Below are 23,599 nucleotides of genomic sequence, written 5' to 3' on the forward strand. Positions count from 1 at the left end.
AAATCAAGGAAGCGCAATTAATATTAGTTGAATAACGATTAGTATTACCACAAAGCAGGCCCAATCTACTTTGCGGAGGGGGATTACCTGGGCAGCAGTCCGCGGTGCCCCCTCGACAAAGCCGTGAGTTTCCATTGCTTGAGCCAATTGGTCGGCCCAGGAAATCGCCGCTAAAATTGCTTTAAAGTAGAGCGTCGGTGACCACCAGTGGAGGGTGACGCCGCGCATTTCACCAGCTACCCGGATGGATTTAACCGCCTGAATAATTCGGGGGATGAGGTTTAACGCGGCCAAAAAGCCATAGGCAAACTTGCTAGGAAGGTGACAATTTTGTTCCAGGGAGTGGATTAGGTCCAGCTTAGGCGTGGTCAGCGTAACCGCGGCGCCCACAGATACGTAGCAATACAGCCGACTTACTAGTACCCATGCAAACCGTACGTTGTGTTCTGGTGAGAAAAAGGCAATTGTTGAAAACAGTGCAGCAGCTGGAATTAAGGTAATCAACAATGGCTTAATAATCTTAGTTACCGGCACCCGTGAAAGAATTAAGTACGCAAGTGCGGCTACGATAATTAAAATATTACCAGTAAGGTGGGTCGTAAAAGTTATTTCCAGGGAAATAATTAGGGCAAGAAATAGTTTTAAACTAGGATTCATGGTGACCTCCCGTTTGGTAGATAAGCTGGTGGCCAGTTAAGCAAAGGTGGAAGTCGACTAGTTGGTCAATCCCGGCCAATTGGTGGCTGATTACCAGTAAAGTTTGCGGCCGTACTTTTTGTGCCTGGTGGATAAGTGTAAAGATATTTTGCAGTGATTTTTGGTCAAGGCCGGCAAAGGGTTCATCCATCAAGAGAACTGATTGCCCCATCATCAGCATTAATAGCAATTGGAGCTTTTTCCGTTGGCCCCCGCTAAGGGAATAAACAACCCGTTTTTCAAGGCCGGTAAGGTTTAGCAACTGCAAGGCCGCTGCTAGGTGGTCTTTAAAGTAGGGATGCGTACCGTTTTTCTTGCTTAAGGCGAGCTCTTCTTCTACTGTCACGTTAAGGAATTGGTCATTAGCGTGCTGGAAAACGAGACCGAGTTCTTGCCGGTAACGACGACGGGAAAAGTCTTGGATACTAGTACCAAGGTAAGAAATATTACCGTGATAAGGTAACAAGCGGGCGAGGGCCGCAAAAAAGGTTGACTTGCCACTCCCGTTAGGCCCGGTAATTAACGTTACTTTTCCCTCAATAATTTTTAGCCGGGGGATTGAAAGTAGCTGTTCGTCGCCACGGCCAATGGTAACTTCGTCAAGAGCCAGTGCTGCAATGTCATCAGCTAATGGCAGTTGCGTTTGTAGTGGCTGTCTGGCGATGCAGTCGGCTTCATCAAGAAACTGCTGACTGTTTGTCGGTGAAAGCTGCTGAACCTGACCCCCGGTAACTTGATAAACCAGTGGGTGGAGCTGTTGGTAGCCATGGCAGTCATGGTCAGCGATCAGGACCGTTATCCCCTGTTCGTTAACTAGTTTGTCGAGCTGCTGAATCAGAAAATGACGGTTTGCTTCGTCAATGCTGGCGAACGGCTCGTCAAGGAGCAAGATTTTTGCCTGACGGGCAATTACCACGGCCAGTGCCACCCGCTGCTGCTGACCACCGGACAAGGCTGTTAATTGGCGGTCGGCTAGTTCAGTAATGTGGGCGAAAGATAGCGCGCTTGCCACCCGTCCCGCAATTTCATCCCGGGGGACCCGTTCGTTTTCTAGTACAAACTCGAGCTCGTGTCGCGGTGTATCAAGTGCAAACTGCATCAACGGGTCTTGAAAGAGCATGCCCACGGTTGGCTGCTGACCGTTAAAATCGATCTTGCCGGTGGTGACCGTCCCGCCATACTTTGGGAGCAGCCCGGCAATTAAACGCAAGAAAGTTGATTTGCCGCAACCGGAAGGGCCCGTTAATAAGGCTACTCGCCCGGCCGGGAAAACAGTATTAACGTTTTTCAAGACTGGTTCCTGCTCTGCAAAAGAAAATGTAAGATTGTGAACGTTGATTAGCTCTTTCATGACTACCTCTTAATGACGTGGGCGCGTTTAAGTAAATTAGCGATTAGCTTAACGAGCACCCCTGAGAAAATAAACATTGATAAGAAGCGAACCACCAACATAACTACCAGCATGTGTGGCGCAAAATGGTTATACCCATTCCGGAACCAATCCCAGCCAAAGGTAACAAAGGTAGCGGTTAAACTGGTGAGAATGACTGTCAGCCAGTTGTAAAACTTGTAGAGGGTAAGGGTAAAGCCAAGCTCGGTTCCCAGCCCCTGCACAACACCTGAAATAAGGTTGGCAGCACCCCACTGGTTGCCGAGGAACATTTCAACGGCCGCACCAAGAAATTCGCCAAGGAAAGAAGAGCCTGGGATCCGGAGTAAAAAGCCCGCGAGTGGTCCGGCCATGCACCAGATACCGATTGTAATATCATTGGCCATTGGACCGTAGCCCACGGGTGTTAGGGCGACGGTTAGGGCGTTATAAATAAAGCCGGTAGCGTAGTAAATCACCCCAAAAATAATTGCAATCAGGGCTAGTAAAATAATATCGCGTAAGTGAAAAGTATGTTTGTGCATCGTAAGACACTCCTTATTTTGAAAATAAGATTAAGGCGGTCTTAGGTAAAATAAAAACCTCGCAATGCCAAAAAAAGCATACGAGGTCCCATTTAAACTCATTCATGAATTGATCTTACCGAATCTTCCTCCGCTGGTATTAACCAGGTCAGGTTCAATGGGTATCATCTCAGCCATGCGGCACCCCAGACATCGTATTAATCTCACTGCAGATTATACAGGGGATTAATAATAAATTCAAATAAGCAAAAGTATTCAGATTATCTGCGAAGCGTTGTAGAATAATCACTGTTTGGATTTTACGAATGGGAGAAAAATAATGTCTGGAATTACCTTCTTTATCTTATTAGTTGTTATTGGGATCGTTGCGGGGATTATTAGCGCGGCGGCCGGGTTAGCTTCGCTTGTTTCCTACCCGGCATTACTGGCAATGGGCCTGCCACCAGTGCTTGCCAATGTTACCAGCGCCTGGTCTACGGTTGGTAGTGCATATAGTTCAATTGCGGCGTCAACCAAGGAATTGCGCAATGACCGTAAGCAGATGTGGATGATTATCCCACTGGTCTTTGTCGGGGCAATTATTGGCGCATTTCTGCTTTTTGCATTACCCGGGAAATTATTTCAAGAATTAGTCCCGTTCTGTATTGGGATCGCAGGGGTGATCCTGCTATTCCCACACCGGCCACGGCAGGCCCAGGAGGCAATGGCGGCTAATACCCAGTCGTTAGGAAAAAGCCGGCTATACAATGCCTTAACGGTTATTGGTGTTTTCCTGGTTGGAATCTATGCCGGTTACTTTAATGCTGGTGCCGGCGTCTTAATGCTGACCTTACTCTCCGTGGTTAACCGTCAGAAGACCTTTGCGGTTAATAATGCGTTAAAAAACGTGGCCATGACAGTGACTAACACGATTGCGGTAATTATTTTTGCCTTTGAAACGACGATTAAGTGGAATTTTGTTATTCCGCTATTCATTGGTAATATCGTCGGCGGTATTTTAGGCCCCATTATTGTTCGTCATTTGCCAGGTCGGTTAATGCAAATCTTGGTGGGGGTCGGTGCACTGATCCTTGCAGTTTCACTGGTGGTTCGGAATTTTATGTGATCTAATTACGTAATGACAGAAAATGAGCACGCCTTAGCGCAGTCAAGTTGGCTACCACTAAGGCGTGCTCATTTTTTATTGAAAAACTCGAATAGGGTCGAGACTAATTTTCTTCCTGCCGATAAATATTATCAAGACCAATGTTGACCATGTTTTCAACGGCTGTGGTGGTGTAGAAAGCGACGTGGGGAGTGACGATTACGTTCGGCATTGCCGCTAAAGTTTTGTAGTCAGCGGGAACCTGGTCGAGTGGCAAATCTTTACGGAAGAACTTGGCTTCATCGGCCAGGGTATCCAAACCAGCGCCAGCAATTTCATGCTTTTGTAGTGCATCGATTAAAGCAGCAGTGTCGACAAGGCCACCACGGGACATGTTGATTAAGATTGCGTCCTTTTTCATTGCCCTTAATTGTTCTGCCCCAATCATATTTTTAGTTTGTGGTGTCAATGGAGTATGGAGTGAAATGATATCTGACTTTTCGATGACCGTCTGTAAGTCCGTGTATTCGACGACAGACTCATATTCCATTTTATGACTCCGGTTGTAGGCAATTACGTTTGCCCCAAGTGCACGGTAAAGACGGGCGGTTTCGCCACCGATGTGCCCTAGGCCGACTAAACCAACTGTTAGGTTGTAGATTTCGTTGCTGACAAGGTTAGGGTTAAGGCTAAATTTACCTTCCGCCATCGTTTCCTTGTATTCACCAAGCTTCCGCAGGAGGGCAAGAGCCTGGGTCAGGCCCATTTCAGCAATGGCTCGTGGTGAATAGGCTGGTACATTGGTGACCTTGATATTATATTTTTTGCAACTTGCAAGGTCGATAAAATCAATTCCAGCGGTCCGGACACCGATGTATTTGAGACCCATTTCAGCAAAACGTTGGTAGAAGCTTTCATCACCTAATTTAGGTGCTTGCTGAAGGCAGACACCAATGCAGCCAGCAGCCTCGTTAAGGTTATTGATGGAAAGTGGCTTGTCGATCAGCTTAACTTCAACATTATTCTTTTTCATCCATTGTTCAAAGTATGGCTTCTCGGACGCGGCCACACTGTAAGCGGCAATTTTCATTCTCATTCTCTCCTTTTTAAACTTTTGATAATTATACCCTATTTTTTTAAATATTTAAAAAGTACCGTTGATTACAGTCAAAAGAAAGGAGGGTCCATAACGTCAAGAACGAATGGCGCAGTACATAAATAGGAGGTCCAGAACCCGGCAAAACCGAACTCTGGACCTCCTATTTGTATTCGTGTGGGGGACTATGAAGTCATAATCCCGTACTATTTTAATTTATTAAGTTGTTATTAGTTTTCCTTGAACAAGTTAGTCAAGTGGTCCATGAAGACCTTCAGGTAACGTTCCTTATCAACGTTAACAGCAACCTTAACGTTAGGGTTAGGGTCGTTCAACTTGGCGTTGTCACCAACAGTCCGGCCGTAGTATGGGCTGTCTGGGTCGTATTCACAACGCATGAAGAGGCTGATAGTGGATACGAATGATGGGTCGATACCAACACCAACTGCCAGTGGGTCGTGAAGAGCACAACCACGCTTGTCAATGTCGAGGTTGTAGTAGGCATCAATGTAGAAGTCAGTGATGTCAGCATATGCCTTACCAGCCTTGGTGCCAAGGTCACGCCATTGTTGGGTTTCCTTCTTGGTCAAGAGGGTCCGCAGGGTAACGTCCAGGCCAACCATCGTCAGCGGCATTCCAGACTTGAAGACTTCATCAGCAGCCTTTGCATCTTGGTTGATGTTTGCTTCGGCAGCAGGGGTAACGTTACCATCAACTGTTAATGCACCACCCATGAAGGTAACATTACCAATTAACTTAGCAATTTCTGGGTCCTTCTTTAAGGCAGCAGCCAGGTTTGTCATTGGGCCAGTAGGGATAATGATTAAGTCCTTACCGTACTTGTGAGCTGCGTCAATGTAGAAGTCAACACCAGATTCTTCTTCGATGGAACGCTTTGGTGCAGGTAATTCAACTTCACCAATCCCGTTGTTACCGTGGATATCCTTGGAAACTTGCATTACGTCGAAGTGGTCTGAAGTGCTGGAGTGTGGCAAGCCCTTGAAGACAGGAATATCAGTGTGACCTAATAATTCCAAAAGCTTCAAGCTGTTTTCTGCACAGACATCGAGCAGGTTGTTACCATATGAGCTAACAATCCCAATTAAATCAACTTCAGGATCTGCCAGTGCATAGGCAATTGCTAAGGAGTCGTCAACACCAGTATCCAAATCAAGGATCATTTTTCTTTTTGCCATAAATTGTCCCTCCAAAAGTTTAACTAAAAATTTTATCTACAAATACATCTTAAAGTACTTCAACCCTAAACACAATGTTCATGGTAGCGCTTTTACCAAAAGCTTAACATTGATATATCAGCACGTCAAACCTTTTACCAATAAACTATTACTTTAGCGGTTTAATTAATAAAGGGTTGATTTTCTAGTTAGGTGGTGGCAAAATGGCACGGTACGTTGCACTTATTCTTTTATTTGAATAGATTATATTCATTTTTTAAGCGTAACCTATTTAGGGATTTGTCTTATTAGGGAGACATAAATCTGTGCCATTATAAAACATGCACTGTGCGGCACAGCACAAGAATTAGCGACTTGAAGCCTGGTTGATCGGGCTTAAGGCCGCTTTTATTTTAATCATGGCGTAGAAACTCCCCAGTAGGTCAAACTAGTGCTGCTAACAATTAGTAATGATATAATTAAGACAGCGAAAAGTGAAAGGAACTTTAATAATGGCAGAAGAAATGTATGATGTAACAATAATCGGTGGTGGACCTGCAGGAATGTTTGCTGCTTTTTACTGCGGCTTACATGAACTGAAAGCTCAACTAATTGAGAGCCTGCCACAATTAGGTGGCCAGGTGGCAGCACTGTACCCAGAAAAGAAAATTTGGGATGTTGCTGGCATGCCGGGGGTATCCGGTCAAGAATTAGTTGACTGCTTAAAGCAGCAAATGAAAGTGGCACCGATTGACCAGTTCCTTAACGAAACGGTTGAGGACGTAATTAAAGAAGACGACGGTACCTTTACCATCAAGTCAGCGCAGCGGGTATCTCATTCTAAGTCAATCATCATTGCGCTTGGTAATGGTGCATTTACGCCACGGAAGCTGAGTCTTGATGGGGCGGATGTAGCAGAAGGGCACCAGCTTCACTACTTCGTAAACCACACAGCAGATTATGCTGGCAAGCGGGTAGTTGTCCTTGGCGGTGGTGACTCTGCCATCGACGTTGCCCTAATGCTCGAACCAGTTGCTAAAGAAGTAAGTCTGGTTCACCGGCGGAATGAATTCCGGGGCCTTGAACACACCGTAACAAAACTGAAGGAGTCCAAGGTTAATGTATTGACTCCCTACCTGCCAAAGGGGATCAAGGTTGAAGATGACCAGAGTGTCACGATGGAATTGAAGAAGCGGCGCAGCGATGAAGTTAAGTCGTTAAATGTGGACCAGGTAATCGTTAACTTTGGCTTTACGTCAGATAACGCGGCCCTTAATAAGTGGTCATTAGACCTGGATAATGAACGGAACTTAATTAAGGTCGACTCGACGATGCAAACTAGTGTTGACGGTGTTTATGCAATTGGGGATGGGGTAACTTATCCCGGGAAAGTAGCTTTGATTGCATCAGCTTTTGGTGAAGCACCGGCTGCGGTTACTGCATTAGCTAAGAAACTATACCCAGACAAAAAGATGGCCGTTCACAGCTCATCGATGAATATTGGATAATAAAAAGCGGAAGCAGACTTCTTAATAGGAAGTCCGGTTCCGCTTTATTAGTTTATCAATAATATCAAGAATTAACTTAAAAAGGAGGCACAGGTTCATCAAGAACCACATTTTAAAACAAACGCCCCAGCCCACTGGACGTAAGGAAAAATGCAACAGGTCATAAAGGGCAACTAGTACAAAATAAAAGAGGTTTGCCCGTAAAATATCTTTTGACCACTTATGAGTAACGATGTATCCCCAAATTGCTTTAATTTTACGCATAATAAACTCCCCATTATCCTAAGTTGACGTATATTACGGCAACAATGAAGAATAGGAGAGCCGTCAAATATGAAACCTTAAGATTATCGCGCATTTTTAATCCCCATCTTCAAATTATTTATTAATTGAATGAGCAATTGTAATATTACTCCGCTATTAATATAATAAAGTTGTTTTATTTAATTGTAAACGAAAGTGTAGAACTTACTAATGACTTTGAAGCTAAAACATTTAATATATATTCTTTTTTGCGCACTAGTGGTGGGGGCGGTAATGGTTCACCGTGTCCACGTTGTTCATCGGGAGCAGGCAATCCGGGCTGCCCGGGAGGCACGAATGGAGACGAGAAGGGCCCGAAAACGGGTTGCTAAAACCGAAAGTAGCCACATGCGGAAGCCAATTGACTGGCAAAAGTCATCACAGACCACTCCGTACCCCAACCTGAAGGCCGCCAAGAATCTATGGATTAAGGTGAGCCTTCGTGGCAACCGGACCTACATATACGATGGGAAAAAGCGGATCTATACCATGTACAGTACTGGTGGAATCTATAAGATTGATAGTAAAACTGGCAAGGAGAAGAGTCTCACCCCAACCGGTACGTTCTACATTCAAAAACAACGTGGCGATAAGTTCTACAATGCTAAGCTTGGCGAAGGAGCAAACTATTATGTGTCATGGTTGAACCACGGTACTTACCTTTTTCACAGCGTTCCTACCGAAAAGGGTGGTAAGTATAACCAAAAAGAAGCCGCGAAGCTGGGCAAAACCCAGGGCTCACACGGCTGTATTCGTTTATCCGTACCTGATGCTAAGTGGCTATCAACAACGGTTCCAGTCGGCACCAAGGTGGTCATTAGCGATGATTAATACTGAAATGGGTAAACTTTAACCCAAGAATAATGAGGTTGGTAATTATTAAAATGATGATAGCACTACCGAGTCTAATCCGGACAAGGGGGATAAGGTAGGTTAACAAGTTGTAGATGAAGGTTACGAGGATCAATTCAACGTTACAGATGGCCAGTTCCTTCAGAAATTTGGGCGGAAAGTAATCAAAAAACACGTTGGCACCTCCTAGCGAATTATAACTGGTGTGTTCTTAGGTAATCCTTGGATCCACCGGGCATCCGGAATCGAAAGTTGGATGCTATCGGGAACTGCGGTAGCTTTAGCAAGCCATTGCCGTTTGACGGGCTGGTTATTCGCGGTAACGACGGCCTCAAAATAATAGTGGTGGCCAAATTCGGTCCAGTTGACGCCGGAGATAAATTGCTTTCCCTGTTTTTGGTACAGTTCCTGTCCCGACTTTCCCTGGCTAACTAACTTACCGGGCCGAACATTGATCTTTGCATGCATTATGTAGATTACCCTGTGCCCATTAAGAATATAAACCCGGTTAAGGGTAGGCTCTGCGATGACGCGGAGCTTTTTCTTTTTGGCTAAGTCAGGGTAATGCTTGCGCTCAGAAGGATGGTTAAGTTTAGCTTTGCGGAGGAGATTGGTGTTGCGGACCTGGCTGCTCCGGCTGGCTTCGGGAATGTATTTGCCAGCATCAAAATAAGTATGAATGTTAATGGTGATTACCGAAATTAGGAAAATAACGGCGGTAATTAGGCTGATTCGTTTTAACTCGCTATTCATGGTTACATTCCTTTGTAGTAAAATACATGTGGCTATCTTAGCACAAAGTAATAATAGGAGACTAAGTATGACGGGGAGAAAATTTCTGCAAAAACTATTTCTGTTTATAATGATGATACCATTGGTCCTTGGAATGGCAACCAGTGGCGCCAGTGCCAGCAATCGGATTAATGCTTCGGCAGCGATGATGATTGATGCGACAACCGGCCAAGTATTATACGAGCAAAACGCTAATAAGAAGTTACCAATTGCTTCGATTAGTAAGCTGTTGACGGTGGCGGTAATCCATGATGAGCTCCAGCAAAAGGACATTACCCCAAACACGAAGGTAAAGGTTTCATCAGATATTGCGGCGATTGCCAATGACCCTAATTATTCGGCAATTGGGATCCAAGAGGGCGAATCATACACGGTCACGGAATTGCTGAATGCGGCAATGGTAAAGTCGGCTGATGGGGCAACCCTGGCCTTGGCTAGTGCCGATGGCAGCAGCATGGAAGAATTTAACCTGAAGATGGCCCAGAAGGCAAAGGAGATTGGGTTGAAAAATTACACCATTGTCAATCCAGTCGGCCTGACTAACGGCGACTTGAAGGGGCTAAAGTTAGACAACTACTCTAATAAGGCGGAAAATTCAATGACGGCCCGTGATGTGGCGATCCTGTCACGCTACCTTGTTCGAACTTATCCCCAGCTCTTACAAGTAACTGCCCAAAAGAATGCCACTTTCTTTATTTCCAAGAATAAGTCGGTTAAAGCAGATAACCTTAACAAGATGCTGCCAGGTGACCAGTATGCCGTGAAGGGGGTCACAATTGACGGTTTGAAGACGGGGACTTCAGACGCCGCGGGTACATCCTTTGTCAGCACCGGGACCTACCGTGGCCACCGGGTAATTACTGTTGTCCTGCATGCCAATGGTAGCGACAAGGATTCGCGCTTTACAGCTACCCAGCAGCTTTACAGTAAGCTAAAGCAGATGGACACTTCTCAGATTACGTTGCCAAAGCGCCTGCACACGCAGAAGGTTGAAAATGGGAACCAGCGGACGGTCACCGTTAAACCGCAAAAGGTTAGCGTATGGGGCAAAAAGGCCACCGACCACTACACGTTGGCGGTAAAGCTTAATAAGCACAGTAAGAACGATAAGATTCTTGCCCCAGTACGGAATAATGAACGAATTGGCGAGCTGGAAGTTTCAAGCCCAGATGTAAAAACCGTTGATAATGAACCACTGACTTACGACCTTTACACTAGTGAACAAGTTCCGGTTGGTAATTTCTGGCAACGACTTTTGCACTAATTAAGCAGGTGATGAGATGAAAAAGCGGGGATGGTTAATAGCCGCAGTAGTAGTGGTAATTGCAGGAATAGTTGGTGGTGCAATGTGGCATCAGCAAAAGAGTAGTCGCTATGTCCAGTCTACGACACCGACCCTCTTCTTCCATGGTGGTGGGAGCAGCTACCACGCCGAAGAACACATGGCGAATGCGGCTAAACGGGCAGGCGTGACGAACACGATTATTCGTGCTGACGTAACTAACGCCGGTAAGGTGACGTTACACGGAACAATGCACAAAGGAGCAATCAATCCTATTGTGGAAGTTAACTACGATAATAATCGTCAGCTTGATTTTGCTAAGCACGGTGTTTACGCTACCAACGTGGTGAAACTCCTCCAAAAGAAATACGGGATCACCAAGCTCAACATGGTCGGTCATTCCCTGGGAAATATTTCGATTATTTACTACATGATCCAAAATGGGCAGAACAAGAAAATGCCCCAACTGCAAAAGCAAGTAGATATTGCTGGGCACTTTGCAGGATTGAATTTCGACCGGGTACCGGCGGCAATTCGGCAGCCAGCAGGACTAAAATTGAACAGTGCGGGCAAGCCAAACAAGGAAAATGCGACCTACCGTGAGATGACCAAGGCCCGGCAAACCTATCCGAAGGGTCAGGTTGCCGTCCTGAACATCATTGGTGATATTGGCGGTCACACCGATGGTACAGTTCCTAATGTCTCATCACTGTCGCTTAAGTACCTGGTTGCTAGCAGGGCTAAGTCATACCAGGTCAAAACAATTACGGGTGCTAAAGCTCGTCATTCTAAGCTCCACAACAACCCGCAAGTTGACCGGCTTCTCATCAATTTCTTATGGAGAAATTAGGGACCTTTACTTTAGAAAATGATAGAATGGGTTGGCAAGTATTATTCTGAATAAAGAAGGGATGATATCAATGTCAGCCACAAGGAAAATTGATGTTAAAAAGACTGTGAAGGCGGTCTTTGTTGCGGTATTGTATGGCTTTTTGTCAGCATTTGCCGTCAATGATTTCTTAAATGTTGTAAATTCGTATTCGTCAGGTTTACTGGGGATTGCCCAGTTAGTTCACGCCCTGGCACCCCACCTTAGTATGAGCCTGCTGGTGACGTGTTTTAATGTGCCATTATTTATTTTTGCCTGGCGGGTGTTTGGTTTCCGTTACATTATTTTTTCGGGAATCGCCGTTTTCTCAAACATTATCTTCTTGGGTATCATTCCAACGATGGTCCTAGTTAAGGACCCCTTAACCAACACGATTATTGGTTCCACCTTGATTGGTTTTAGTGTTGGCTGGTGCTTCAACAACGGTTTTACAACTGGTGGCATTGATATTCTTACTACTTACTGTCAGCGTCGTTTCCACAAAAATGTTGGTTTCTTTTCCAACGTTATCAATGGTTTTATCCTTCTGCTGACACTGTTCTTCTTTGGCCCAGGCCGGATTGTCTATTCATTGATCGGGATGTTAATTGTTAATGCCTTGATGGATTACGCATTTGCCTCCCAAAAAGATGTAATGGTCGTGATCTTTACCAAGAAGGCTGATAAGGTCATCAAGCAGTTGCGGCTCTTTACCCACGGGGCAACCGTCCTCAATGGTGAAGGGGCATATACCGGGAAACCAACTGACGTGATCATGGTGGTAACCCCGCGTGGTCAGCTTAACTTTTTACGGAGCCTAATTCGGGATCAGGACCCGAATGCCTTTATGAGTATTCAAAAGTCCGACGTCGAACAAGGTTCTTATACTCATTATTCACTTTAAAATTAGGAAGGATCCATGACAAAACTCGGTTTTGTCACGGATCCTTTTTTTAACTCCAAATATTACAGAGATATCGCGTGCCACAACCCGGTTGTGGCACAGCTCCACTATTTATTATTTGCATCAGGGTTAGTAATCTTAATCCGGTTAGAATCAGTTGAGGAGTGGTTTTGCTCAGGTGCATCAGTACTGTAGTCATTAACAGTTGAACGATCACCGTTCTGGCTATAGATACTGGTAGACTTATGTCCCTTCTTCTTTTCAATCTTCTGGGCCCGCTTTAACCCGTTTGAGTAGTTGTAGTCTGCAGGGTTAACTGCCTTAAAGCCCTTCGGATGGTAGAAACGAAGGAGGTTCTTTTCATTTAGTGAGTCGGACAGACTAAGTTCCTTTGCTACCAGGTCCTGATCCTTCTTTAGCCGTTCCTTCTGCTTTTTCGTTAGCTTAGCAACTTTACCGGTTTTATTGTCGTAGATCTTGCCACTGATACTGGTAAAGTGAGGGGTAACGAAGTCCTGGTTCCGGAAAGCAACTACTTGACTGTGTTGCTTAGAAAAGAGGTCGGTCCCAAATTGAATGTAGCGTTTTGAGCTAATTCCTAGCAGGTGGAGGAGGGTCGGCAAAACATCGACTTCACCACCATAGGTATGGTAAATCTTACCATGGCCGCCAGAATTTGGAATAACAAACATCAATGGTACCCGTTGGAGCTGGGCGTTATCAAAGTCGGTCCAGCTATCAGCACTCTTACCGAGAACGCTGGCCAGTGAGGTGTTTTCGCTATTTGAAATCCCATAGTGGTCACCATAGATCATAATAATCGAGTGGTTGTAGACCCCGGTCTTCTTCAAGTAATTAAAGAATTCCTGAAGTGATTGGTCAAGATAGTGGGCGGTGACAAAGTAGTTATCAACGTTGGCATCACCAGTATCTGTGGTCTGGAAGTTAGGATCCTTATCTTCATCGTCAAGGTCATACGGGAAGTGGTTGGTAACCGTAATGAATTTAGCATAGAACGGTTGCTGCAAGTTCTGCAGGTACTTGACCGAATCCTTGAATAGCAGCTTATCTTTTAGTCCGTAACCAGTCGATTTGTCACCAGACGTGTCGAAGTAACTGGCATCAAAGAAGTATTGGTAGCCAAGGTTCTTGTAGACATTATTCCGGTTCCAGAAACTAGCAACGTTACCGTGGAAAACAGCACTAGTGTAGCCAGCCCGCTGGTTCAAGATCGCTGGTGCACCCTGGAAGGTATTGTCACTACCAAGGGTGGCAAACAGTGAACCCTGTGGCAAACCAAAGGTACTAGTTTCAAGCAGGTTTTCAGCATCACTGGTCTTCCCCTGACCAACCTGGTGGAAGAAGTTATCAAAGGCATACGTGTCATTGCTGTGGTAAAGAGAGTTCAGGAATGGTGTTACTTCCTGGTCGTTAATCTTTTTATCGATAATAAACTGCTGGAAGCTCTCCAAGTGGATAACAATTACGTTCCGACCCTTGGCAATCCCATACATTTGAGGGTTTGGCTTTGCGTAATGCTTGTCAGTAAACTTCTTGACCTTAGTCAGCTCTGGCTTAGTGGCACTTTGCCGCATGTTGTTAATGTGCTGGGACTTAACCAGGTCATAGCCAGTAAAGGTATCAATCCCTAGGTACTTAACAATGTATGTCCGGTCAAAGGTCCGCCCAAGCAACTGTGGCCGGTCTATTTCGGCAAGTGACAAGTTAACGCCAAACAGGACCAGTGACATGGAAGTAAAGGCGAAGGCCAACCGGGTACCAATGGCCCGCCGGTCGAAGTGAATTACCCGGCACAGCATCAAGATTACGATGATGACGATATCTAGCCAGTAGAAAACATCATGGAAGTTAGTCAATGCTAACGAACTCCCACTGAGCCCCTGGTTAACCTTTGAGTAGCCAGTCATGGTGGCAATCGTCATGAAGTCGGTAAATTCACGGAAATAAATAACGTTGAGGTATAACAAGAGCGTGTTGGCGATATTCAGCCCCATAATTACCGGGTAGAAGAACCGGGCACGCTTGAAATAAAATGCAATACTATAGATTAAAGCGGTCGTCGCGAGTGGGTTAAAGATTAGGATAATGTATTGAAAAATGCCGGTCGCGCCAAGCTTAAAATCAGTAAAGTAAGCAAATAAGGTTTTAAACCAAAAAAGGACTACTAGTAGGGTGAAGAACCCAATCCTAGTGTCCACAAATTTGCTTAATTTTTTCATTAGGAATGTTCCTCGCAATCGATTATTTAAGTTAACTGATTATAGTAAATCAGAACCATTTTATCACAGATTACGAGTAAACAATTATTCAGCACCAATCGTTGGGAAAACTTAATTGTTTGCCCGGGCTGGAACTGGTGCGGGACCAGTTAGCCAGTCGTAATGAAAGAGCCGCTTTAGCTGGCGGTTTACCGGGATCCAAATTCCCGCATGCCAAATGTCTTTTAGTGAGGCCAGCATTGTCTTATCTTGCCGGTATGTCTTGGAGAGGGGAATTCGTAATGTCTGTCCATCCTCGGTAACTACCTTAACGGTTCGGCCAGAAACGGCAACAATCCGTGCAGCTACTATATCGGGTTGACTTGTATCTTTAAGTGTCATATTCATTCCTTCCTTCTATGTTTTTCAGTCTACGGAAAAGTTGTGAACAAATTGTGTTTAAAGTTCTAAGTCTGCCCTAAGTTATTTGCCTATAATTACGGCAATGGAAGCGTTACAATATTGGTATAATCAACAAGTGGAGGCAATAATCATGACGAAGTTAAACTTATATTTAGTACGGCACGGTCAAACCTACTTCAACATCTATAACAAACTTCAGGGGTGGAGTAATTCACCGCTAACGGCAAAGGGAAAGGAGAATGCGGTTCAGGCTGGCGAACGGCTCAAGAATATTCATTTTGATGCGGCTTTTTGTAGTGATACAACCCGGGCAATGGAGACGATCCAGCAGATTCTCGACATGAACGAAGCTGACTCAGTTAAAAAGCCGGTTACCGCTCCGTACTTTCGGGAGGAGTTTTATGGCTCTTACGAGGGAACCAACATGGATATTGCCTGGTACAATGCCGGGGCACCACATGGCTTAAATAACTTCCACGATATTGTTACTAAGTATTCAATTGGTCAGGCAAAGGATTGGCTAAAGGACGCTGACCCATTCCATGATGCCGAAAATAACAAGGAATACTGGAAACGGGTTGACAAGGGGATTGCGATGATCCGCAATGCCGGCTTGCCAGATGACAGTAACGTCTTGTGGGTTAGCCATGGTAATACCCTTCTCAGCTTGGTTGAACGCTTCGGTGGCGGCAAGTATGATGTCACTGTTCGGCCAGCTAACGGTAGCCTGACACAGATGCTGTTAACTGACGATGATATTAAGATTGTTTCATATAATAAATAGGGAGGAGCTGTGACACTAAGGCCCTAACCGGGGTTGTGTCACAGCTCCTTATGCGTTCACATTATCGTTAGAAAAGCAGCGGTGTAGCTGGCTTCTGCTTTGCTTCCTTTTGCGGTACAATAGACCCAATTCGCTTTTAAGGAAGTAGTTTATTAATGTCAAAATTTAAGCGGCATACAACACATGAGATGGCGGTTTGGGAACAGACCCAGGCGAGCGAGTTAGCCAAGATTCGTGCGTCCCAACGCCACTTAATTTATAACGTCGCTGCCTATTTACTGATTTCAGTTCTAGAATACTGGCTGGCTGCACTGAGTAAGTCCCAAACCTTGCGGGCGGATGCCTTCAACAACCTGTCAGGAATTATTTCAACCGTCCTGTTGATGATCGGCCTCCACATTGCCCAGGACGTTGATGATGACGACATCATCGGGGCCAAGCTCCCCCGTGGCAATTACCAGGCCCACATGGGTTCAGACCAGCGGGTGCAATTCGTTCGTTGGCGGTATGAGACGATTTTCTCGCTAGTAACGGCGGTGGTGATGATTGCCATTGCCCTCAGCGTCATCATTGATGGGATCAAGGCCCTGTTAAATCCAGATAGCCGGGTTGTTCCACAGCCCGTGGCGCTAGTTGGTGCGGGGATTGCTTCCGTAATTATGCTGGTGGTTTGGTATATGAACCGGCGGACCGGTCGTAAGCTTCAAAACGCGGCCCTGCTAGCCTCGGCACAGGATAGCTTGAGTGATGCTTTTACCAGTATTGGTACCATGGTGGCTATTGCTGGGGCCCTGCTATTTAACCTGTCCTGGCTTGATGGGGTAACAAGTATTATTGTTGGTTTCTTTATTCTGTACTCGGGGTTAAAGATCTTCTTTGACAGTAGTCTAAACCTGACTGACTACTTTGACCCCCAGGCCGAGAAGGAGTACGGGGATGCAATTAAAAAGGTGTCAAAGGTTCACCGGGTAGTTGAACTAAAGGCCCACTACAACGGAAATGTTGTCACCCTTGATGCAACACTGATGGTTAACAGCAAGATGACGGTTCTTGAGAGCTTCCAACTGTCGGAGCGGATTGAAAAAATGCTCCGCGAGAAGTTTGGAATTATTGATGCTGATATTTCATTTATTCCAGACCCTAAGTCCTTCAAGGATAAGGACGTTAAAGGACGGATTTAATAAAAAAAGAGCTACTGACACAACTTCAGGCATTAATGTCTTGAGTTGGCAAGCAGCTCTTTTTAGTTATTTTTCTTTGTCCGCCCACTTCAGGCCAATACCAGTAAACCCGCTAAGAATGGAGAAGACTGGTGAGAAAAGACTAAAGAAGACAAATGGCAGGAAGTGGAGGACCGGGACACCAAGAGTTGAGGCCGCAAAGGAACCCGCAACGCCCCATGGAATCAGGTAGTTAATAACACTACCGCCGTCTTCCAGTACCCGGCTAAGTGCCAGTGGTGCCAGCCCAATTCGGATAAACGCTGGCTTAAAGGCCTTCCCCGGCAGGATTACTGACAGGTATTGCTCCCCGACAAAGAGGTTAATTCCAATCCCGGAAAAGATGGTAGTAGTGACCAGTGGCCCCGGTTTCCGCAGGTGCTTGACCAGTGGCTCCATCGCCGTTTGAACAACGTTAAACTTCATCAGGATCCCGCCCAGTGACAGGGTGACGATAATTAGTGAGACAGTTGCCATCATGCTTGTAATTCCACCCCGGGAAAGGAGTGCATTGACGGAAGCATCGCTCGTGTGAGCAACGAAGCCGTCGGTAATTAAAGCAGTAAGCGACTTTAGCGACTCATGAGGGTTCTGGAAAAAGATCATTGCGACCGTAACCAGGATGTTGATAAAAAGAGTTGGGATGGCCGGAATGTGCTTCCAGGCACAGATAAACATCAAGACGATCGGCAGGAGGGCCCACCAGCTAATGGTAAAGTGGTGAGTCAAAACAGCGGTTGTCCGCGCAATCTTGCCGGCATTAACTGCAGAGCCGGCACTTCCCAAAATCCAGAATAAAATCAGGGAAACAAGGAATGAAGGGATGGTTGACCACATCATGTTTTTAATGTGGTCGAAGAGGTCACTACCAGCAATTGCGGATGCCAGGTTAGTGGAATCCGATAGTGGTGACATCTTGTCCCCAAAGACGGCCCCGGAGATAATAGCCCCCGCAATCAGGGCTGGGTTAATATTCATTGCAACTCCCATCCCAAAAAGGGCAATCCCGATTGTTGAAATAGTAGTAAAACCACTCCCAATTGAGAGCCCGACTAGCGAGCAAACGATGAAGGTCGACGGGATAAAGAACTGGCTGGAAATCAGCTTAAAGCCGACAACCATGATGGCGGGGATGATGCCGGACTGGATCCAAACGGCAATCAGGGCCCCAATCAGGATAAAGATGAAGATGGGAATAATTGCTGTGGAGATCCCGTCAATAATTCCCTGGTGGATGTCATCCCATGACGCACCGCGAATCTTAGCCCAGAAGATTAGTAGGGCGATTGTGAAGAGCACGGGAATCTGTGGTGAGAGGCCAAACCGGATGACGGCGGTTCCTAAGATGACTAGCATGATTACTAAGATGGTGATTGCTTCACCGAATTTTACTTTTTTCATTTAATGATCCTCCTCAATCGTTATTAACCGGCAGCTTAAAACCGGTTAAGATATCGGATCATACCTCCGCAATTACCCATTAAAATTCCTCCCAATAAAAAAGTCCCGTTGAAATTAATCAACGGGACGATTATTTAAACCGCGGTACCACCCAGGTTACGGAAAAACTCCGCACTCTTGTCAGGTGGTAACGGCACTGACCATGGCCGGACAACTGTGCACTCGCGATAATTCAGCCAATCCGCCTGACCGGTTCGCACATCACCACCGGCTCTCTGACACCCAGCGAAAGGACCTACTGAAACGATAATTGTTGCCACTTATCATAGCGGACGAGAAAAGGTTTGTCAACGAATAATTTAACCTTCCTGAGCCCACTTGTGGTTGAAGAGCAGGTTTAACAAGACAGCTGAAACGCTGGTAACCACGATCCCGTTGCCCAGGATAATCTGCACTTCGGTTGGCATGTGTTGGAATAATTGAGGGTACATTGTAATTCCAAGGCCTAGGCCGATGGAAACGGAGGCAGTCAGGAGGTTAGAATTCTTTGAAAAATCAACCTTGTGTAAGATTTGAACCCCCTGGACACCAACCATTCCGAACATGACGATCATTGCGCCACCAAGGACTGGTTCGGGGATTACGGTTGCCAGTGCCCCAACTTTTGGCAGCAGCCCAAGCAGGAGCAAGAGAAAGGCAGCGTAGTAGACTGGTCGCCGGGTTTTAACCCCGGACATCTTAAGAACCCCGACATTTTCCGAGAAGGTGGAGTAAGGGAAGGTGTTAAAGAGCCCGCCGAGGACGGCAGCAATCCCTTCAGCACGGTACCCCCGTTCAAGGTCTTTGGTGGTTAATTGACGGCCGGTAATGTCACTAAGGGCGAAGAACACCCCGGTTGATTCAATCATGGTCGTTAAGGAAACTAGCATCATCGTTACCATCGCGGAAAGGTTAAAGTGGGGCACCCCAAAGAAAAAGAGTTGTGGGGCGTGGAACCAGGCCGCCTGACTAACGGGGGTAAGTGATACCTGACCCATTCCGCCAGCGATGAATGATGCAATCAAGATCCCCAAGAGGATGGCAATTGACTTCATGAAGCCGCGTGCAAAGGCACTGAAAAGTAAAATAATGGCAATTGTGAGGAAACCAACGATCAGGTTGGTGGGATTACCGAAAGAACTAGCGGTTGGCGTGCCACCACCCAAATCCTGAAAACCAACCGGCACCAGGGTAAAACCGATAATGGTAATTAACGAACCGGTCACTACCGGTGGGAAGAACCGCTTGAGGTGGGCAAAGAAGCCGGCAATTAGGAATACAAAGATTCCGGCAGCAATAATGGCACCATACATGTAAGTGATCCCGAGCTTACCACCGATTGACTCCAGTGGTGTTACTGCCTGGACAGCACAGCCCAGTACTACCGGCAGGCCAATCCCGGTTAGCGGCGTTTGCTTTAACTGGAGCAGGGTGGCAACCCCACACATGAAAATGTCAATTGAGACCAGGTAGGTCATCTGCATACTGGAGAAATGCAGGTAGTGACCAATTAACAGTGGAACGAGGACGTCACCAGAGTACATGGCAAGCAGGTGCTGGAAACCAAGAACCAGGTTTCGCCACTCACTGGCAAAGGTCCGTTTACTTGATGTGTTGCTAGAAACAGATGAAGTTATTTGCTTCACGAATTATTCCTCCTAAAAGTAATGAAGCCAAATAACAGCCTAAAAAAACTGCGACAAAATAATTGCCGCAGTCAAATTATTATAAGTATTTAATGCTTATAGTCCGGGATTTAAGGCCCCGGGTAGAGACTGCCGACCATATTTCGGCATTATATAGGCTATTGATTTGCTTGATTAATTGAAAGTTATCCTACCACGATCGTTGGCCGATAGCAAGGCGGATTTACTTCCACCAGTGTCGGTTGATCAGGAAAATGACGCAGGCAACCATTAGGACGAGGGTAATGACCAATGTGATCAGCCAGGATAGGTTACCATTGGCAAATGGCAGGTACTTGACGTTTTCCCCGTAAAAGCCGGAAACGATGGTCGGAATCGATAAGACGATGGAGTAGATTGTCAGGTACTTCATCGTTTGGTTCAGGTCGCTATCAAGGACCTTACTGTAAGCGTTGGAGACCCGTTCGGAAACGTCAGAGGTCATCTGGGCCATCTCCAGCCCCTGTTGTGCTTCAACAATTACATCGTCGAGGTCATTGCTCTGGCGGGTAGACATCCGGGAGGCAAACCGGCGCTTAAATTCTTCCAGTAGTGAAACGTTCCCCTTTAACGAAGTCAGAATGTAGACCAGGCCAGTCTCAATCTCCATGAATTCAGTGATGGCCTTCCGCCCAGTCCGCTTTTGCAGATTTTGCTGGATCTGCTGTCGTTGCTGGTCAACCCGGCGCAAGGGACCGAAGTAGTTAGTTGAGAGACGGTACAATACGGGAAAAACGAGGTTAAGCTTGTCGGTGACCGGCCCCCGCTTTTGCAAAATCCGGAGCTGGTTGGCAATGATCCCGTTGACAAAGTTTGTCTCGGCGTTGGTAAAGGTAATGATATTATTAGTCGTCAGCATGATGCCGATAGGTGCCGTTTGGGGTGCCGTGACCGCGTGGGTGGGTACGTACACGTCAAAGATTAACAGGGTTACACCTGCATCGGGATCAACTTCGACCCGAGCCTTTTCATAGGGGTCAATGGCATAGTCCAGCAGTTCCTGGGTCACTTCGTATTTTTCAATTAGGGCTGCCCGTTCGCGGGGGAGCGGTTCAAAAACACTAATCCAGCGACTGTGGTCGTTAATTTCTTCGGTACTGAGCAAGCCATTCACCTCCTACAAAAGTGCTACTAATATTATTCAACGATATTAAGAACCAAAAGTAAAGCGTCAGTAGTTAAACATTAGAAATCCTTTTTCATTTACCGATTTAAGGTTAGAATAAATCCGTAAATAATAGTTGGAGGAAAAAATGGAAAAGATCCGCTGGAAAATTGAAGAACAACTAACTGCTGGGCAAGCGCCACGGAGCGTGCGATCGTTACTGCATGACCAGTGGCTGTTGCCTGACCGGTATATCCACTTCCTTCGCCGCCGACACCATGTCTTGGTAAATGGGCAGTACCGGTACATGAACGAACGGGTCGCGCCCGGGGATGTTATCACCATGACCTTTAATGGGGATGAGTTTCGGGCACCAGCTGCTAATGACTACGTACCAACTGTAATGCCCCAATTAGCGGTCCTTTATGAAAATCGTGACCTGTTAGTGATTAACAAGCCGCAGGGGGAAAAGAGCCACCCCAACGAGGCGGGGGAAACTGGAACGGTGATGAATGACGTTGAAGGTTACCTGCAGGGGACTAATGACGGTGCCTATATGGTTCACCGGCTCGACCAGGAAACAAGCGGGGCAATGGTGGTGGCCAAGAACCCGGTAGTGGTACCAGTCCTCAACCGATTGATTAGTGATGGGATGATTCACCGCGAGTACTTGGCGGTTGTTAGTGGTCAGATGCAGGGCAGAGGTGTTTTGGACTGGCCAATTGGGAAGGACCCGGACGATAAACGGAAGTACTGCGTTGCCGGCCGTGGCGCTAAGCCAGCACGGACTGATTACCAGGTCGTTGCCACCAGCCCGGAACGGTCAGTGGTTCGCTTGCGACTTGAGACGGGGCGGACCCACCAGATTCGGGTGCACCTGGCACATAGTGGACACCCAATTATTGGTGACCCCCTGTACAATTGCGACGGGGGTTCGCAGATGTTGCTTCACGGAATAACTCAGCGGTTGCTTCTCCCCTTTTCTTTTGAAAAAATTGTAATTCAGGCACCTTTACCACCCTATTTTCACAATTATCTGGTAAAATACGACTTAGGTTAGATAGAAAAATTTTAATAAAAGGGAGGACATTAATTGTCACTTTTAGAAAAGTTATATGGGCCCTTCTTTGACCCACATAACTGGGCAACGGTTCTAACTTCTGGTCAAGACTGGCTGGTTATTTTCTCACTGGTAATGATTGAATGCTTACTGTCGGTTGATAATGCGGTTGTCTTGGCTGCACAGACCCGGGTGTTGCCAACCTTAAAAGAACAGGAAGAATCACTTTTCTATGGTATCTGGGGTTCTTACCTCTTCCGTTTCCTCATTATTGGTATCGGGACTTACCTGATTAACTTTTGGGAAATTAAGGTAATTGGTGCTGCCTACCTCATCTATCTTGTATATCGTTTCTTCCATACTCGCTATTCAGGGAAAAAGAAGCATAAGATTCGGACTAATGCGGACCGGTTAACTGGTCGGAAGCGTTTCTGGATGGTTGTCGCCCAGATCGAGTTTATGGATATTATTTTCTCCGTTGACTCGGTGCTGGCGTCCCTTGCCATTTCTTCCAACCCGGTGATTGTGCTGATCGGTGGATTGATTGGGATTGCCTGCATGAGGGGGGTTGCCGAAATCATCATGAAGTTGATGCGGAAAATCCCTGAACTGGAACCAATGGCTTACTGCTTGATCTTCGTGATTGCGATTAAGCTGTTCCTGACGATTCCGGCTATCGACATCGAGATCCCATCGCAAATTTTCGGTATGTTTATGCTTGCCGTGTTTGTCCTGACAATCATCGTCCACTTTATTCGTCGGAACAAGCATGCAAAGAGTAAGGAGTAGTGACAATGGCGATTGAAGCAAATAGTGAAAACTTTGACCAGTTGACGGCTGGCCCATTAACGGTTGTTGACTTCTGGGCGCCCTGGTGTGGCCCTTGTAAGATGATGGCGCCAGTAATGGACAAGCTAGAGCAACGGTTTGGCGAACAGATTAAGTTCGTTAAGATGAACGTTGACGGCAACCAGGAGATTGCCCAACGTTATAAGGTAATGAGCATTCCGTCACTAGTCCTTTTTCGTGACGGTGAAGCCAAGGAGAAGGTTACCGGTGTTTATCCGGAGGCCAAGCTAGCTCACTATTTTGAACGGAAAATTAATGAATAAGGCAGATTGTAAAATTTAAGTTGAACATTTAAGTGGACAGAAAAACCCATCAAGGTCTTTAATGGTGTTACCACACA

Annotated in this window: 24 protein-coding genes and 2 riboswitches; of the genes, 11 read left to right on the forward strand and 13 right to left on the reverse strand. The window is 46.2% G+C overall.

All coding sequences use genetic code 11. The features are described from left to right. Positions 1-3: 3 nt before the first annotated feature. The 3 genes from QOS07_RS03230 to QOS07_RS03240 are packed head-to-tail and all read right to left on the reverse strand — an operon-like array spanning position 4 to position 2,610. Positions 4-657 (reverse strand): energy-coupling factor transporter transmembrane component T family protein, encoded by a 654-nt coding sequence (locus QOS07_RS03230; protein WP_283587567.1) that lies wholly within the window; start codon positions 655-657, stop codon positions 4-6. Further along, a complete protein-coding gene (locus tag QOS07_RS03235; protein ID WP_283587568.1) occupies positions 647-2,047 on the reverse strand; it encodes an ATP-binding cassette domain-containing protein in 1,401 nt (466 codons plus the stop codon). Before QOS07_RS03235 ends, QOS07_RS03230 begins: the two co-directional genes overlap by 11 nt. A gap of 2 nt (positions 2,048-2,049) precedes the next feature. Next, complete coding sequence (locus QOS07_RS03240; RefSeq protein WP_283587569.1) at positions 2,050-2,610, reverse strand: ECF transporter S component; 561 nt, start codon at positions 2,608-2,610, stop codon at positions 2,050-2,052. A 108-nt stretch (positions 2,611-2,718) separates the two neighbouring features. Next, positions 2,719-2,808: riboswitch (TPP riboswitch) on the reverse strand. Between the two features lie 121 nt (positions 2,809-2,929). On the opposite strand from QOS07_RS03240, the gene QOS07_RS03245 reads away from it, so the two are divergent. Then, a complete protein-coding gene (locus QOS07_RS03245; protein ID WP_283587570.1) occupies positions 2,930-3,715 on the forward strand; it encodes a sulfite exporter TauE/SafE family protein in 786 nt (261 codons plus the stop codon). 103 nt (positions 3,716-3,818) lie between these two features. Here QOS07_RS03245 and QOS07_RS03250 read toward each other — a convergent pair whose 3' ends face one another. Both QOS07_RS03250 and QOS07_RS03255 read right to left on the reverse strand, forming a co-directional pair. Then, positions 3,819-4,784 (reverse strand): D-2-hydroxyacid dehydrogenase, encoded by a 966-nt coding sequence (locus QOS07_RS03250; RefSeq protein ID WP_283587571.1) that lies wholly within the window; start codon positions 4,782-4,784, stop codon positions 3,819-3,821. Between the two features lie 236 nt (positions 4,785-5,020). Further along, complete coding sequence (locus QOS07_RS03255) at positions 5,021-5,986, reverse strand: nucleoside hydrolase (RefSeq protein ID WP_283587572.1); 966 nt, start codon at positions 5,984-5,986, stop codon at positions 5,021-5,023. 491 nt (positions 5,987-6,477) lie between these two features. Between QOS07_RS03255 and QOS07_RS03260 the strand changes: the two genes are divergently transcribed. Then, positions 6,478-7,473, forward strand: coding sequence for an NAD(P)/FAD-dependent oxidoreductase (locus QOS07_RS03260; RefSeq protein ID WP_283587573.1), 996 nt, complete (start codon positions 6,478-6,480; stop codon positions 7,471-7,473). Between the two features lie 21 nt (positions 7,474-7,494). On the opposite strand, the gene QOS07_RS03265 is transcribed toward QOS07_RS03260, so the two are convergent. After that, positions 7,495-7,737, reverse strand: a complete 243-nt coding sequence (locus QOS07_RS03265) for a hypothetical protein (RefSeq protein WP_283587574.1) — start codon at positions 7,735-7,737, stop codon at positions 7,495-7,497. A gap of 336 nt (positions 7,738-8,073) precedes the next feature. Here QOS07_RS03265 and QOS07_RS03270 point away from each other — a divergent pair, with 336 nt between their 5' ends. Then, entirely contained in the window at positions 8,074-8,607 is a 534-nt protein-coding gene (locus tag QOS07_RS03270) for a L,D-transpeptidase (protein ID WP_408613271.1), read from the forward strand. Here QOS07_RS03270 and QOS07_RS03275 read toward each other — a convergent pair. Both QOS07_RS03275 and QOS07_RS03280 read right to left on the reverse strand, forming a co-directional pair. Further along, a complete protein-coding gene (locus QOS07_RS03275; RefSeq protein ID WP_283587576.1) occupies positions 8,594-8,803 on the reverse strand; it encodes a hypothetical protein in 210 nt (69 codons plus the stop codon). The two genes, QOS07_RS03270 and QOS07_RS03275, sit on opposite strands and share 14 nt — an antisense overlap. Before the next feature lie 11 nt (positions 8,804-8,814). Continuing rightward, on the reverse strand, positions 8,815-9,381 hold the full coding sequence (locus QOS07_RS03280) for a hypothetical protein (protein ID WP_283587577.1): 567 nt from the start codon (positions 9,379-9,381) through the stop codon (positions 8,815-8,817). 67 nt (positions 9,382-9,448) lie between these two features. Here QOS07_RS03280 and QOS07_RS03285 point away from each other — a divergent pair, with 67 nt between their 5' ends. From QOS07_RS03285 to QOS07_RS03295, 3 genes are all read left to right on the forward strand, one after another. After that, positions 9,449-10,684: a D-alanyl-D-alanine carboxypeptidase family protein gene (locus tag QOS07_RS03285; RefSeq protein WP_283587578.1), complete on the forward strand. Its 1,236-nt coding sequence runs from the start codon at positions 9,449-9,451 to the stop codon at positions 10,682-10,684. A gap of 16 nt (positions 10,685-10,700) precedes the next feature. After that, a complete protein-coding gene (locus QOS07_RS03290; RefSeq protein ID WP_283587579.1) occupies positions 10,701-11,552 on the forward strand; it encodes an alpha/beta hydrolase in 852 nt (283 codons plus the stop codon). A gap of 70 nt (positions 11,553-11,622) precedes the next feature. Continuing rightward, positions 11,623-12,474, forward strand: coding sequence for a YitT family protein (locus QOS07_RS03295; protein WP_283587580.1), 852 nt, complete (start codon positions 11,623-11,625; stop codon positions 12,472-12,474). Positions 12,475-12,581: 107 nt separating this feature from the next. Here the strand turns inward: QOS07_RS03295 and QOS07_RS03300 are convergent, their stop codons facing one another. After that, positions 12,582-14,714, reverse strand: coding sequence for an LTA synthase family protein (locus QOS07_RS03300; RefSeq protein ID WP_283587581.1), 2,133 nt, complete (start codon positions 14,712-14,714; stop codon positions 12,582-12,584). Positions 14,715-14,825: 111 nt separating this feature from the next. Beyond that, the gene (locus QOS07_RS03305) at positions 14,826-15,095 is read right to left on the reverse strand and encodes a hypothetical protein (RefSeq protein ID WP_283587582.1); all 270 of its coding nucleotides are present in this window, start codon (positions 15,093-15,095) and stop codon (positions 14,826-14,828) included. 151 nt (positions 15,096-15,246) lie between these two features. Between QOS07_RS03305 and QOS07_RS03310 the strand changes: the two genes are divergently transcribed. Both QOS07_RS03310 and QOS07_RS03315 read left to right on the forward strand, forming a co-directional pair. Next, on the forward strand, positions 15,247-15,900 hold the full coding sequence (locus QOS07_RS03310; protein ID WP_283587583.1) for a histidine phosphatase family protein: 654 nt from the start codon (positions 15,247-15,249) through the stop codon (positions 15,898-15,900). A 155-nt stretch (positions 15,901-16,055) separates the two neighbouring features. Continuing rightward, positions 16,056-17,081 carry a cation diffusion facilitator family transporter gene (locus QOS07_RS03315; protein ID WP_283587584.1) on the forward strand — a complete coding sequence of 342 codons (1,026 nt, stop codon included), beginning with the start codon at positions 16,056-16,058 and terminating at the stop codon, positions 17,079-17,081. Positions 17,082-17,147: 66 nt separating this feature from the next. On the opposite strand, the gene nhaC is transcribed toward QOS07_RS03315, so the two are convergent. The 3 genes from nhaC to QOS07_RS03330 all read right to left on the reverse strand — a co-directional run bounded on the left by nhaC (position 17,148) and on the right by QOS07_RS03330 (position 21,350). Continuing rightward, entirely contained in the window at positions 17,148-18,521 is a 1,374-nt protein-coding gene (gene nhaC, locus QOS07_RS03320) for a Na+/H+ antiporter NhaC (protein WP_283587585.1), read from the reverse strand. 359 nt (positions 18,522-18,880) lie between these two features. Continuing rightward, the gene (locus QOS07_RS03325; protein ID WP_408613272.1) at positions 18,881-20,197 is read right to left on the reverse strand and encodes a nucleobase:cation symporter-2 family protein; all 1,317 of its coding nucleotides are present in this window, start codon (positions 20,195-20,197) and stop codon (positions 18,881-18,883) included. An 88-nt stretch (positions 20,198-20,285) separates the two neighbouring features. Then, a riboswitch (purine riboswitch) is annotated at positions 20,286-20,383 on the reverse strand. A 46-nt stretch (positions 20,384-20,429) separates the two neighbouring features. After that, positions 20,430-21,350 carry a magnesium transporter CorA family protein gene (locus tag QOS07_RS03330; protein ID WP_283587587.1) on the reverse strand — a complete coding sequence of 307 codons (921 nt, stop codon included), beginning with the start codon at positions 21,348-21,350 and terminating at the stop codon, positions 20,430-20,432. A gap of 148 nt (positions 21,351-21,498) precedes the next feature. Here QOS07_RS03330 and QOS07_RS03335 point away from each other — a divergent pair, with 148 nt between their 5' ends. The 3 genes from QOS07_RS03335 to trxA are packed head-to-tail and all read left to right on the forward strand — an operon-like array spanning position 21,499 to position 23,522. Continuing rightward, the gene (locus tag QOS07_RS03335; protein ID WP_283587588.1) at positions 21,499-22,410 is read left to right on the forward strand and encodes an RluA family pseudouridine synthase; all 912 of its coding nucleotides are present in this window, start codon (positions 21,499-21,501) and stop codon (positions 22,408-22,410) included. 33 nt (positions 22,411-22,443) lie between these two features. Continuing rightward, positions 22,444-23,199: a TerC family protein gene (locus QOS07_RS03340; RefSeq protein WP_283587589.1), complete on the forward strand. Its 756-nt coding sequence runs from the start codon at positions 22,444-22,446 to the stop codon at positions 23,197-23,199. A 5-nt stretch (positions 23,200-23,204) separates the two neighbouring features. After that, positions 23,205-23,522, forward strand: a complete 318-nt coding sequence (gene trxA / locus QOS07_RS03345) for a thioredoxin (protein ID WP_283587590.1) — start codon at positions 23,205-23,207, stop codon at positions 23,520-23,522. Positions 23,523-23,599 lie beyond the last annotated feature (77 nt).

This window comes from Limosilactobacillus viscerum, from assembly GCF_947387525.1.
Taxonomy (GTDB): domain Bacteria; phylum Bacillota; class Bacilli; order Lactobacillales; family Lactobacillaceae; genus Limosilactobacillus; species Limosilactobacillus viscerum.